The 13,413-nt window shown below is 64.3% G+C and carries 8 protein-coding genes; 6 read left to right on the top strand and 2 right to left on the bottom strand.

The window, feature by feature from the left end; translation table 11 throughout:
* Positions 1–566 precede the first annotated feature (566 nt).
* From HY852_RS26890 to HY852_RS26870, 5 genes are all read left to right on the top strand, one after another.
* Positions 567–3,416: a bifunctional transaldolase/phosoglucose isomerase gene (locus tag HY852_RS26890; protein ID WP_291607995.1), complete on the top strand. Its 2,850-nt coding sequence runs from the start codon at positions 567–569 to the stop codon at positions 3,414–3,416.
* Between the two features lie 10 nt (positions 3,417–3,426).
* Positions 3,427–4,461, top strand: a complete 1,035-nt coding sequence (gene gnd, locus HY852_RS26885; RefSeq protein WP_291607994.1) for a phosphogluconate dehydrogenase (NAD(+)-dependent, decarboxylating) — start codon at positions 3,427–3,429, stop codon at positions 4,459–4,461.
* A complete protein-coding gene (zwf, locus tag HY852_RS26880) occupies positions 4,458–5,972 on the top strand; it encodes a glucose-6-phosphate dehydrogenase (protein WP_291607992.1) in 1,515 nt (504 codons plus the stop codon). Before gnd ends, zwf begins: the two co-directional genes overlap by 4 nt.
* 153 nt (positions 5,973–6,125) lie before the next feature.
* The gene (locus HY852_RS26875; RefSeq protein ID WP_291608110.1) at positions 6,126–6,641 is read left to right on the top strand and encodes a gluconokinase; all 516 of its coding nucleotides are present in this window, start codon (positions 6,126–6,128) and stop codon (positions 6,639–6,641) included.
* Positions 6,638–7,450, top strand: a complete 813-nt coding sequence (locus HY852_RS26870; RefSeq protein WP_291607991.1) for an HAD family hydrolase — start codon at positions 6,638–6,640, stop codon at positions 7,448–7,450. The genes HY852_RS26875 and HY852_RS26870 overlap by 4 nt, the downstream gene beginning before the upstream one ends.
* A 14-nt stretch (positions 7,451–7,464) precedes the next feature.
* Here the strand turns inward: HY852_RS26870 and HY852_RS26865 are convergent, their stop codons facing one another.
* Both HY852_RS26865 and malQ read right to left on the bottom strand, forming a co-directional pair.
* On the bottom strand, positions 7,465–9,270 hold the full coding sequence (locus HY852_RS26865) for a glycoside hydrolase family 15 protein (protein WP_291607989.1): 1,806 nt from the start codon (positions 9,268–9,270) through the stop codon (positions 7,465–7,467).
* 30 nt (positions 9,271–9,300) lie between these two features.
* Positions 9,301–11,253 carry a 4-alpha-glucanotransferase gene (gene malQ, locus HY852_RS26860; protein ID WP_291607988.1) on the bottom strand — a complete coding sequence of 651 codons (1,953 nt, stop codon included), beginning with the start codon at positions 11,251–11,253 and terminating at the stop codon, positions 9,301–9,303.
* Between the two features lie 201 nt (positions 11,254–11,454).
* Here malQ and HY852_RS26855 point away from each other — a divergent pair, with 201 nt between their 5' ends.
* A complete protein-coding gene (locus HY852_RS26855; RefSeq protein WP_291608109.1) occupies positions 11,455–13,410 on the top strand; it encodes an alpha-1,4-glucan--maltose-1-phosphate maltosyltransferase in 1,956 nt (651 codons plus the stop codon).
* Positions 13,411–13,413 lie beyond the last annotated feature (3 nt).

Here is a 13,413-nt window from a genome sequence, read left to right as displayed (position 1 = left end):
CGGCGGAACGCACAATGCGCCTGACAGGTCCACCGCATCAAATTGCTCCGCGAGCCCGGTCGGATCGATAATGATGCTGTCGCCGAGCAGCGCCCTGCCGTCAGGGAATTTGTTTTGCAGCGCCGGAATGACCTTTAGCGCAACGACACGGTGCCCGCAGCCGGAAACCTCGGTAACAGAATCCCAAAGAATGAATTGAATTGCGATGCGCAGGTCGCGAAGCGAATCCCGTGGGTGTAACGAAAACGACCGCGCGTTTCCTGACCAGCATCCAGACCAGTTTGCCGGTCACAAGTGCGAACAGAACGGTGCCGGCGAAACCTGCGGGCACCGCGTAGCTGCCGACATCGTGGCCAGCCAGCGACATGGCGCACAACAACTGGCGCGCTGGCGCCGATGCTTGCCTTCACAATCAGACGATAGCCGGATGATGTGAATGGCGTTTCGCCGAGATTATGACGCATATTCCCCGAATTGGTTCCCGCCTGTCGTCGTGTTAACAGGGACATCGGCCGAAACGGCACGGAAATCGCCCGCCGGAGAACGGCTTGGAGAGAACAGGCACTATGAATCCCGTCAAAGCACTGGAAACGCGCGGACAGGCCGTCTGGCTGGATTTCCTCGCCCGTGGCTTCATCGCCAATGGTGATCTGCAGAAGTTGATTGAAAGCGACGGCGTCAAGGGCGTCACCTCGAATCCGTCGATTTTCGAGAAGGCGATCGGCAGCTCGGACGAATATGACGGCCCGATCGGCAGGGCCCTCAAGGACGGGGACCGCGGCGCGGCGGGCTTGTTCGAGCACCTGGCCGTCGAGGACATCCAGAACGCGGCCGACGTGCTGCGTCCGGTCTACGACCGCCTGCGCGGCGAAGACGGCTTTGTCAGCCTCGAAGTCTCGCCTTATCTGGCCACCGACTCCAAGGGTACGATCGCCGAGGCCAGACGCCTCTGGAAGGACGTCGGCCGCAAGAACCTGATGATCAAGGTTCCGGCAACGCCGGAGGGCCTGCCCGCGATCGAGGAACTGATCGGCGAAGGCCTTTCCATCAACATCACGCTGCTGTTCTCCAGAGACGTCTACCTGCAGGTCGCCGAGGCCTACCTGTCGGGACTCGAAAAATACGTCGCCAGCGGCGGCGATCCGTCGCATGTCGCCAGCGTGGCGAGCTTCTTTGTCAGCCGGATCGATACCATGGCGGACAAGCAGTTGGATGAGAAGATTGCGCGCGCCAACGATCCGGCCGAAAGGGAACGCCTGGCCGCGCTGAAGGGCAAGGTCGCGATCGCCAACGCCAAGCTCGCTTACCAGGAATACAAGGGCCTGTTCGCCGGGCCGCGCTGGGAGAAGCTCGCCGCGAAGGGCGCGAGGCCGCAGCGGCTGTTGTGGGCATCGACCGGCACCAAGAACAAGGACTATAGCGATGTCCTCTACGTTGAGGAGCTGATCGGATCGCACACCATCAACACGCTTCCGCCGGCGACGCTGGATGCGTTCCGAGATCACGGCAAGGTGCGCGACAGCCTCGAAGAGAACATCGAGGAGGCGCGGCAGGTTCTGGCCGAGCTGGAACAATCCGGCATCTCGCTGGAGGCGATCACGGCCGAGCTCGTCACGGACGGCGTCAGGCAATTCGCCGACGCGGCCGACAAGCTGTACGGCGCCGTCGCGCACAAGCGCGCGACCGTGCTGGGCGCAGCCATCGACCGCCAGCAGTTGGCGCTGGGAGACGGCCTCGGCAAGGCCGTCGCCAGGAGTGCCGAGGAATGGCGGGCAGCGGCGAAGGTCCGCAGGCTATGGCAGCGCGACAATTCGGTCTGGACGGGCGCTGACGAGGACAAATGGCTCGGATGGCTCGATTGCGCCGCCAAGGCCGACATCGCCGACTACGAGGACTACTCGCGGCGCGTGAAGGGACAGAAGTTCACCGACGCCGTCGTGCTGGGCATGGGCGGATCGAGCCTCGGTCCCGAAGTGCTCGCAGAGACCTTCCCGAAGAAGACGGGCTTTCCCAGGCTGCACGTTCTGGATTCCACCGACCCCGCGGAGGTGCGGGCCATGGAAAACAGGATCGACCTTGCGCGCACCCTGTTCATCGTTTCCAGCAAGTCCGGCGGCACCACCGAGCCGAACGCGATGAAGGATTATTTCTACGACCGCGTTGCAAACGCGGCCGGCCCGGGCGTCAAGACCGGCCATCGCTTCATCGCGGTCACCGATCCCGGCTCGTCGCTGGAGAAGGCGGCCAAGAAGCTTGGTTATGCCCGCATCTTCCATGGCGAGCCGTCGATCGGCGGGCGCTATTCGGTCCTGTCGCCGTTCGGCCTTGTGCCTGCCGCAACCGCCGGCGTCGACGTCAAGGCCTTCATCAGACACGCGCTGGGCATGGTTCGCTCCTGCGGGCCGGACGTGCCTCCGCATGAAAATCCCGGCGTGCAGCTCGGACTTGCGATGGGACTTGCCGGCCTCGAGGGCCGCGACAAAGTGACCATCCTGTCGTCGAAGAAGGTCAAGGATTTCGGCGCCTGGGCCGAACAGCTCATTGCCGAATCCACCGGCAAGGAAGGCAAGGGCCTCATTCCGATCGACGGCGAGCCGCTGGCCGATCCATCCCTCTACGGCAGCGACCGTTTCTTCATCGATATCCGCACGGAGAGCGAAAACGATCCCGCCCATGACGAAAGGCTCGCGGCACTGGAACAGGCCGGCCATCCGGTCGTTCGCATTGCGATGAAGTCGATCGACCATATCGGCCAGGAGTTTTTCCGTTTCGAAATGGCAACCGCGGTTGCCGGCGCGGTTCTCGGGATCAACCCGTTCGACCAGCCGGACGTCGAGTCCGCCAAGATCAAGACGCGCGAATTGACCGCCGCCTTCGAAAAGACGGGCGCGCTGCCGGCCGAGCAGCCGGTCGCAAGCACGGCTGAGGCCGACCTCTACACCGACGAGGCCAACGCCGCGGCGCTGCGCTCGGCGGGCGCGGACGGCGATCTCGCTTCGTGGCTCAAGGCTCATTTCGCCCGCACCGGTAGCGGCGATTACGTCGCGCTGCTCGCTTATATCGAGCGCAACAAGGCCCATATCGATGCCCTGCAGGAGATGCGGCTTGTGGTGCGGGAAAAGTGCCATGCCACCACCTGCACGGAGTTCGGGCCGCGCTTTCTGCATTCGACCGGACAGGCCTACAAGGGCGGACCCGACTCGGGCGTGTTCCTGCAGATCACGGCCGACGACGACAAAGACCTGCCGGTGCCCGGCCAGAAGGCGAGCTTCGGCGTCATCAAGGCGGCGCAGGCGCGCGGCGATTTCGACGTGCTCACCGAACGCGGACGCCGGGCGTTGCGCGTTCATCTGAAAGGCCGCCTCAAGCCGGGGCTGGCCGCTCTCGGGAAGGCAATCTCAGAGGCACTCAGCTGAAGGAGACCAGATGCAGCTTGGCATGATCGGCCTTGGTCGGATGGGCGGCAACATTGTCCGCCGGCTGATGAGACGGGGGCATTCGGCCGTCGTTTACGACAAGGACGAAAGGGCCGTCGCCGAGCTTGCCGCCGAGGGCGCGGTCGGCGCCAGCGGCCTGGAGGACTTCGTCGAAAGATTGGAGAGGCCGCGTACCGCCTGGGTCATGCTGCCGGCGGGCCCGATTACCGAAGCAACCATCGACGCACTCGCCCGGCTCATGCAGCCGGGCGATGTCATTATCGACGGCGGCAACACGTTGTGGCAGGACGACGTTCGCCGTGGCAAGGCGCTGAAGGAGCGCGGCATCCATTATGTCGATGTCGGCACCTCGGGCGGCATCTGGGGACTCGAGCGCGGCTACTGCATGATGATCGGCGGCGACAAGGCCGTGGTCGACCGGCTCGATCCGATCTTCGCCGCGCTTTCGCCGGGGATCGGCGACATCCCGCGCACGCCCGGGCGCGAGGGACGCGATCCTCGCGTCGAGCTGGGCTACATCCACGCCGGTCCCGTCGGCGCCGGGCACTTCGTGAAGATGATCCACAACGGCATCGAATACGGCCTGATGCAGGCCTATGCCGAAGGTTTCGATATCCTGAAGAACGCCAACGCCGGGACGCTGCCGCCCGACCATCGTTTCGATTTCGAGATTGCCGATATCGCGGAAGTCTGGCGCAGGGGCAGCGTCATTCCGTCCTGGCTTCTCGACCTCACCGCCTCCGCGCTCGCCGACAATCCGACGCTGTCGGAATATTCGGGCTTCGTCGAAGATTCCGGCGAAGGCCGCTGGACCGTCAACGCGGCGATCGACGAGGCGGTGCCGGCGGAAGTGCTGACCGCGGCGCTGTTTGCCCGCTTCCGTTCGCGCAGGGAACATACCTTCGCCGAGAAGATTCTCTCCGCAATGCGTGCCGGGTTCGGCGGCCACAAGGAGCCCCACCAGCACGCTGATCCGGCGCAGCAGAATGCGCCTGATGTCGTCAAGCCAACGGGGCGGTCGTGACACATACCAGCCCGCGCCAGCGCGTTCCGGATTCCTGCGCCTTCGTCATCTTCGGCGTAACCGGCGACCTGACGCACCGGCTGGTCATTCCCTCGCTCTACAATCTCGCGGCCACCGACCTGTTGCCGGAACAATTCTGCGTCGTCGGCATCGCGCGCAAGGGCACGTCGAGCGACGCCTTGCGCGACAGCCTGATGAAGGGGCTGCGCCGGTTTGCCACCCGTCCAGTGGATGAAGCGGTCGCCAGGCGCCTGCTCGAATGCGTCACGGCCGTCGAGGCTGACGCGAAGGACGCGCCCTCCTTCGACTTCCTGCGCAAGCGGCTCGACGAACTCGAAGCGGCGCGCGGCACCTCCGGCAACCGGCTCTTCTACCTGGCGACGCCGCCGATCGCCTTTGCCCCAATCGCGCGCCAACTCGGGCGCACCGGGCTCTTGAAGGAGGAGAACGGCGCCTGGCGCCGGCTCGTGGTCGAAAAGCCTTTCGGAACCGACCTTGCCTCGGCAAGGGCGCTGAACAGCGAACTGCTGAAGATCGCTGGCGAGCATCAGATCTACCGGATCGATCATTACCTCGGCAAGGAAACGGTCCAGAACATCCTGGTGCTGCGCTTTGCCAACGGCATGTTCGAGCCGATCTGGAACCGCAATCATATCGATCACGTCCAGATCACGGTGGCCGAGAAGCTCGACGTCGAACATCGCGGCAGCTTCTACGATTCGACCGGCGCGTTGCGCGACATGGTGCCGAACCATCTGTTTCAGTTGCTCTCGCTGGTCGCGATGGAGCCGCCGGCGCGCTTCGATGCGCATGCCGTGCGCACGGAAAAGGCCGAAGCGCTGGCGGCAATCCAGCCGCAGAGCGTGGCTGACGCGCTGAACAATTCCGTCCGCGCGCAATATCTGGCCGGGCAGATCGGCGACAAGGCGATTCCGGACTATCGCCGGACCAAGGATGTCGCGCCCGAAAGCACCACCGAAACCTACGTCGCGCTCAAGCTTGCGATCGACAATTGGCGCTGGGCCGGCGTGCCCTTCTACCTGCGCACCGGCAAGGCGCTGGCGGCCAAGCGAAGCGAGGTGGCGATCAAGTTCAAGCAGGCGCCGCTGGCGATGTTCAGCTGCACGCCGGTTGACCGCCTGTCGCAGAACTATCTGGTCATCGGCATCGAGCCGACGGAAGGGATCGAACTGCAGTTCAACGCCAAGGTCCCGGGGCCGACGATCTCGATCGACGGCGTCGAGATGACGTTCCATTATCGCGACTACTTCAAGGCCGAGCCGAGCACGGGCTACGAGACGCTGATCTACGACTGCATGATCGGCGACAACATCCTGTTCCAGCGTGCCGACGGCGTCGAGGCCGGCTGGCAGGCGGTGGAGCCCTTCCTTGACGCCTGGAAGCAGGCGGGAGCGCAAGGCCTTAAGACCTACAGGGCCGGCAGCGAAGGTCCTGCCGATGCGAACGAACTCTTGAAACGCGACCGGCGAAGCTGGCGGAAAATCTGCTGACCATGGCGCTCCTGGATCACCGCCGCCTCATGGTCGCCGCTGTGCCGCGGGTCACGCTGGCGCTGCCTGCGCAGTGCTCCTGCCGTGAATGCCTGCTCCCGGAGGGCTTTCGTGGCAAGTAGCGCTGCCGGTCTCCCCTGTGCCCTTGTCGTCATGGGCGTATCGGGCTCGGGCAAGAGCACCATCGCCGAAGCGCTGGCAAAGTGCCTTTCCTGGCGGTTCGAGGATGGCGATGCGTTTCATCCCGCGGCCAATGTCGCCAAGATGAGCGCAGGCCATCCCCTCACTGATGAGGATCGCTGGCCCTGGCTGAACGCCATCGCCGACGAAATCGGGCGCGTGTACGGTGCCGGCGGGCACATGATCGTGGCGTGCTCGGCGCTCAAGCGCGCCTATCGCGACGTGCTCCGCCGCGGACGGAGCGACGTCCGGTTCGTGTTTCTGAACGGCACGCCGGAATTGATCGCGACCCGGCTTGCGCGACGAAAATGTCATTTCATGCCGCCCGAACTGCTCGCGAGCCAGTTCAAGACACTGGAGCCGCCCGGCACCGACGAACATGCCATCGCCGTCCCGATCGATGCGCCGGTCGAGGCGATCGTGGCCGCCATCGTGCGAGAGTTGAATGTGAGCGCCGCCGATGGCGGCAGACCGAAAGCGTCCTCATGAAGCGCATTTCGCTGGTGGTGTCCGACGTCGACGGCACGCTGCTGACCCAGGGCAAGACGCTGACCGAACGCACAAGAGCTGCCGTGCAGCGGCTGCACGAAGCCGGCATCGCCTTCACCATCACGTCCAGCCGCCCAACGGTGGGCATGCGCTTCCTGATCGAGCCGCTCAACATCTCGCTGCCGGTCGGCTCCTTCAACGGCAGTTCGATCGTCGATCCGCACATGAAGCCGATCGAGCAACACCTGATCCCGCCGATTGCAGCCGGCCGAGCCATTCGGGTCTTGCGTGATTTCGGCGTCGATATTTGGATCTTCACCCACGATCAATGGCTGACGCAGGACGGCAGTGGTGAATATGTTGCGCTGGAAAGGCGGGCGATCCGCGCCGAGCCGAACGTGGTTGCGGACTTCTCGCCGTACCTTTCGAGCGCCTGCAAGATCGTCGGAGCGAGCTCCGATGCGCCGCTGCTGGAACGCTGCGAAGATGTGATGCGCGAGGCGCTCGGCTCACAGGCGCTCGCCATACGTTCGCAAACCTACTATCTCGACGTTACCCCGCCCGGCTGTGACAAGGGCACGTTCGTCCGGGCCATGGCCCGGCAACTGGCGATCTCGCCCGACGCGGTCGCCACCATCGGCGACATGCACAACGATGTCGCGATGTTCAGGACCAGCGGACTGTCGATTGCCATGGGCAATGCGAGCGAGGACGTGAGGCAGCACGCAACCTATGTGACGACCTCCAATGAGGAGGAAGGTTTTGCCGGCGCGGTGGAGATGATTTTCCGGGAGAACGGCACAGCGTAATCAGCTGTCGTCCCCTACTGCGACCGTTGCACCGCCGGCTTCTCCTTGGCCGTCATGGCCGCGCAGAGATTATCCGCCGTGTTGATCAGCGCGATGTGGGTCAGCGCCTGCGGAAAGTTCCCGGTCTGGCGCCGGAGTCCCTGATCATATTCTTCAGCCAACAATCCAAGATCGTTGGCCACGCCGATCACCCGCTCGAACAGCGCCTGCGCCTTTTCGACCTCGCCCGACAAGACGTACGCATCCGCGAGCCAGAGCGTGCAGGCAAGAAACGCGCCCTCGATGGGCTGCTCTTGACCCGAGGCCTCACGCGGATCGTGACGAAGGACGAAGCCGTCGCGCATCAGCCATTTTTCCGATGCCGCAATCGTGCCGCGGACGCGTGGATCGTGCGCCGGCAGGAATCCGACACTCGGCATCAGCAGCACGGCAGCATCCAGCATTTCGGAACCATAGGATTCGACGAAGGTATTTTGCGCGGTGTTGAACCCCTTTTCGCACACCTCGCGGCAAATGGTATCGCGCAGGCTGCGCCAGCGGTCGAGCGGCGCCGTGAAGCCGAACGTCTCCGCGCTCTTGATCCCGCGGTCGAACGCGACCCAGGTCATCACCTTCGAGAAGACGTAGTGCCGGCCGGGGCCGCGCCGCTCCCAGATGCCATGATCAGGCTGGTCCCAGACCTCGGCCAGATGCTCGAGCACGGCGCACTCGAGCGCCCAGCTCTGGTCATCGAGCTTGAGCTGCGCCGTCCGCGACTGGTGAAACACGTCCAACAGTTCGCCGTAAACGTCGAGCTGCAACTGGGCATGCGCGGCGTTGCCGATGCGCACCGGCAGGGAGCCCTCATAGCCGCGCAGCCAGCCTGCTTCCCATTCCAAGAGACGCCGGTGCCCCATGATGCCGTACATGATCTGCATGTTGGCCGGCGCTCCCGCGGCCGCGCGCAGCAGCCAATTGTGCCAGGCGAGTGCCTCCTCGGTGTAGCCCGAGTTCATCAGCGCGAGCAGCGTGAAGGTCGCGTCGCGCAGCCAGCAATAGCGGTAGTCCCAGTTGCGCCCGCCGCCGAGTTTTTCCGGCAGCGACGCGGTCGGCGCCGCCACGATGCCGCCGGTCGGAGCGAACGTCAGCGCCTTCAGCGTGATCAGCGAGCGCACCACCAGGTCGCGATGCTCGCCCTGGTAGGTGCAGTGACCGCACCAGTCGGTCCAGAACTTTTCGGTGTCCTGGAGCGCGTGGTCAGGATCGATCGGCGGGGGCACTGGCAGGTGCGAGGGACCGTAGGTCAGCACAAACGGCACGGTCTGTCCCGCCGCCACCTCGAATTCGGCCACCGTGGTCAGGTTCTCCCCGCGTGTCTCGACCGGCGTGCGCAACACCGTCATGTCCGGCCCGCAGATGGCGAGTAGCGCCGAACGATCCTCCGTCCGCCTGACCCACGGGATTGCGATGCCGAAGCCGAAACGGATCACCAGCTCCATCCGCAGCTTCACGCTTCCCTTGATGCCGCGCACCAGCCTCACGATGTCCGAAGCGTTGCCGCGCGGCGGCATGAAGTCGATCAGCGCGACGGTGCCGTTCGTCGTTTCAAAGCGCGTCTCGAGGATCAGGGTATTGCCCAGGTAGCGGCGCGAAGTGGAGGTGATCTCCTCGCTTGGTGCAATCAGCCAGCGGCCGTTCTTGTTGGTGCCGAGGATCGCGGCAAAGCAGGCATCGGAATCGAAGGCCGGCCAGCACAGCCAGTCGATCGAGCCGCTGCGGCCGACCAGGGCCGCCGTCTCGCAGTCGCCGATTAGCCCGTAGTCCTCGATCCTCTCCGACAATTTCGCCTCATCCGTGAAATTGCCTCGTTCTCAGCAGGTACCGGACCGCTCCCGTGTCGCAGCCTTGAGGGCATCCACGTCGATGGCGGCCGCGATGCGGTCGAGCGCGACGGGCAGCCGCTGACGCCAGTTCGGATGTTCGTTGACAGTGCCGGGAATGTTGGGTTGATCGACGACGCCGAGCAGGTCCTCGAGCGAGATCGCCAGGAGCCGGGAGCGGGTCCGCGCGAGGAAACCCAGCACCGACCAGAAATCGTGCCCTTGGATGCCGTGACGGCGCAGCGCCTCGTCCAGCATGCCCAGCGCACGCCAGCGCGCCTCGTCGCTCTCGCCGGGATCCATGCCCAGGGAGCGCTTCAGCATCAGATCGTGGAAACCCCGCCAGCCGGCGTAGGTCGCAAGATCATGCGTGTTGAACGTGACGAGCGCATTCTCGGCGAAATGGTCGATGCCGCGGAATCTGCCGTCGTCGCGTTCAAACATCATCACGAGATAGGACCAGAGGCCCCAGTCGCGCATCTGCTCGCGGAAGCCCTCCGGCACCGTGCCGAGGTCTTCGCCGATCACGATGCAGCGGTTGGCACAGCTCTCCAGCGCGACCGCGGCCAGCAGGGCCTCGAACGGCATCTGCACATAGGCGCCGTTGTCGGGCTTGAAGCCGCTCGGCACGAGGTAGAGTCGCTTCAGCCCCAGGACGTGGTCGAGCCGGATCGCACCGGCATGGCGCATCGAGGCCCGCAGCATCTCGGCGAAAGGCTCGAACGATTGCAGCTCGAGGCCGCCGGCGTTGAAGCCCGCCAGCCCCCAGTCCTGGCCGGCCGTGTTCAACGCATCCGGCGGCGCGCCGACGGCGAGCTGGCGGGAAATCGCAGCCTGCTCGTTCCAGGCATCGAAGCCGTCAGCTTGCACTCCGACCGCGACGTCGAGGTAGAGACCGACTTTCATGCCGAACCGGCCGGCGATCTCCTTGCACGCATGCAACTGCCGGTCCGCAGTCCACTGCACGAACTCGATGAACTCGACCTCTCGTCCGTCGGGGCCGTGACGCAGCTCGGCACACTTCTTGTCGTCGGGCGCGCGCCACTCTTCGGGCCATTCCCACCACGGCTTGCCATAGCGATGGCGCAGAACTTCGAAGCAGGCAAAGCGCGACAGCAGCGGCGCGCGCTCGGCGCGATACTGCTCAAACTCCTGCCGCCGCGGGGAAAGGGCATCGCTGGCGAATTTGTCGAACGTATCCCGCAAGGCGCGCCGTTTCAGTTCGGCGACCCCGACATAATGGACGATGTCGCTTTCCCGCAAACGCCTCGCCGCGGCGTATGCATCCGGAAACTCTTGTGGCGAAAACTCCGGGATCTGCTCGAGATCGATATAGAGCGGGTTGAGGAACAACCGGCTGTTCGGCGAGTACGGGCTGCAATCGGACGGCCGATCGTCGAACAGCGCGTGGAGCGGATTGAGCCCGACGCCGGCGGCACCGAGCCCATGCGCCAGCGCAACCAGGGTTTGAAGATCGGTGAAATCACCGATCCCCCAATTGCGTCCGGAACGGATGCTGTAGAGCTGCACGGCGAGGAGCCAGCAGCGGTCGAAATCGCCGGCATAGGCCCGCTCCGGTGTAACGATCAGAGGAGCCTGTTCTTCCGATCCCTCGACATCGACGAGATGCAGGCGGTAGTAGCCCGTCTTCAGGTCGGACGGCCACGTGATACGGCGCTCGCTGGTCTCGCCCTGGGCCACGATCGTTGCGCGGTCAAGGATTTTCCAGCGCAGCGGAAGTGAGGCGCCCTCGCCGATTTCGGTCGGGGAAGGCCGGCCGATGCGGACGACAACGGGTCCGCTGACGAACCGGTGCGGGCTTTGCTGCGGCAGGGCGTCGAGGATCGCCCCCAACGCGGCGGCCTCGGTCACCCGATGGCGGCCCTGACCGTCATAATACTCGGCCTGAACTCCCCGGATTTTGGCTTGAGTGAAAAGATCCATTAGGCACGCAGTTTGCAGATAAGATCCGGAGGCGTCACAGCTTTATTGCTCAAGGAAGGACCGATAACCGCCTCTAACTCTCTGGCCACCGCCGCAGTTCCGCAGGGAACCAAAGGCAGGCGAGCGGCTTTGTATATGGATACCAAGCGTCTCGTTTCCAAATTGGAAACGGGAGCGGGCATCCATGTCAATGGCATCACCGTGAACAAGACAACTCAAACTGTCGAGAGCGCCGCGGTGGGCGGTGCCTTTCACATCGAAGATGTCTATCCGCTGATCGACGGCGGCCGTTTTCTGGTGAAGCGCATCGCGGGGGAGCGATTCGAGGTCTGGGCGGATATCTATCGCGATGGGCACGACACCCTCGGCGCCGCCCTCCTCTGGCGAGCCGAGCGCGAACGGGAGTGGCATCGCAAGCCGATGACCCACCACAGCAATGACCGCTGGAGCGCCTCGTTCGTGCCCCCCGAGCCCGGGCGTTACGTCTATGCCATTGAAGCGTGGACCGACGAGTTCGCGACCTGGCGGCGCAGCCTTCAGCTCAAGCACATGGCCGGCGCCGACGTCACGCTCGACGCGATCGAAGGGGCGTCCATGTTGACCAAGGCTTACGGCGCGCGACAAGAAGCCGCGGCGATCATCCTCAGACAATGCGAAGACTACCTGCAGACCGGCGAGGTCGCGCCGCTGCTCGCGCCCGAACTGAACGAGGCGATGGCCGAGAGCCAGTCGCACCCGGACCTGACCCGCTCGCCGCTGTTCCCGCTGGTGGCCGATCGGGCGAAGGCACGCTACAGCACCTGGTATGAAATGATCCCGCGCAGCCAGGGCACCATTCCCGGCCAGCACGGTACGTTCAAGGATTGCATCGCGCGCCTGCCCGACGTCGCCGCCATGGGTTTTGACGTGCTCTATTTCACGCCGATCCATCCGATCGGCCGGACCAACCGCAAGGGCCGCAACAACGCGGTCACTGCGGCCGAAGGCGATCCCGGCAGTCCCTATGCGATCGGCGCCGCCGAGGGCGGCCATGATGCTGTCCATCCGGAATTGGGGACGCTGGAGGATTTTCGCGAGCTCGTGGCCGCCTGCAACGAGCACGGGCTGGAGGTGGCGCTCGACTTCGCCGTCCAGTGCTCGCCCGATCACCCCTGGTTGAAGGAACATCCGCAATGGTTCAAGCGGCGGCCGGACGGCTCGATCCGCTATGCCGAAAATCCGCCCAAGAAATACGAAGACATCGTCAATCCCGACTTCGCCTGCGAGGACGCGGGAGCGCTGTGGAAGGCGTTGCGCGACGTCGTGCTGTTCTGGATCGCTCAGGGAGTGAAGATCTTCCGCGTCGACAATCCGCACACCAAGCCCCTGCGGTTCTGGGAGTGGCTGATCCGCGAGATCCAGCTCCGTCATCCCGAAGTCATCTTCCTGTCGGAGGCCTTTACCCGGCCGAAATTGATGAAGGGGCTGGCAAAGCTCGGCTTCACCCAGTCCTACACCTACTTCACCTGGCGGACGCAGAAATGGGAGCTCGAGCAGTACCTGTCCGAGCTCACGCGCTATCCCGAGCGCGATTTCTATCGCCCCAACTTCTTCGTCAACACGCCCGACATCCTGCCCTTTCACCTGCAAGGCGGCGAACGGTGGATGTTCAAGTCGCGTGTCGCGCTGGCGTCGACGCTGTCGAGCAGCTATGGCATCTACAACGGCTTCGAGCTCCTGGAGCACGAGCCGATTCCCGGCCGCGAGGAATACCTCGATTCCGAAAAATACGAGATCAAGGTGCGCGACTGGGACAAGCCCGGCAACATCAAGGCTTACATCCGTGAACTCAACCGTGCCCGCCGCGAGAACACGGCGTTGCAGCAGACCGAGAGGCTGCGTTTCCTCGGCATTGAGGATGGCAATGTCATCGGTTTCGTGAAAGAATCGGCCGACCGGACAAATACGGTCGCAGTGGCGATCGCCCTGTCGCGTGACGTCCACGAATTCTGGTTTCATCTCGGCGACGTGCAGATCCTGGTGGACGGCCAGCGCCGGCACGCCGCCGCCCTCGAAAACATCATGACCGGCGAGCGGTCGCCGATCGAATGGGGTGGCATCCGCCTGCGCATCGATCCGTCGCGCGATCCTGCGCTGCTGTTCCGCTGCCTGGCGTGAGAC

The organism is Bradyrhizobium sp., from assembly GCF_016213215.1.
Taxonomy (GTDB): Bacteria; Pseudomonadota; Alphaproteobacteria; order Rhizobiales; family Xanthobacteraceae; genus Bradyrhizobium.
Note: the sequence above shows the minus strand (reverse complement) of the source record. Positions and strands in the feature narration are given on the sequence as shown.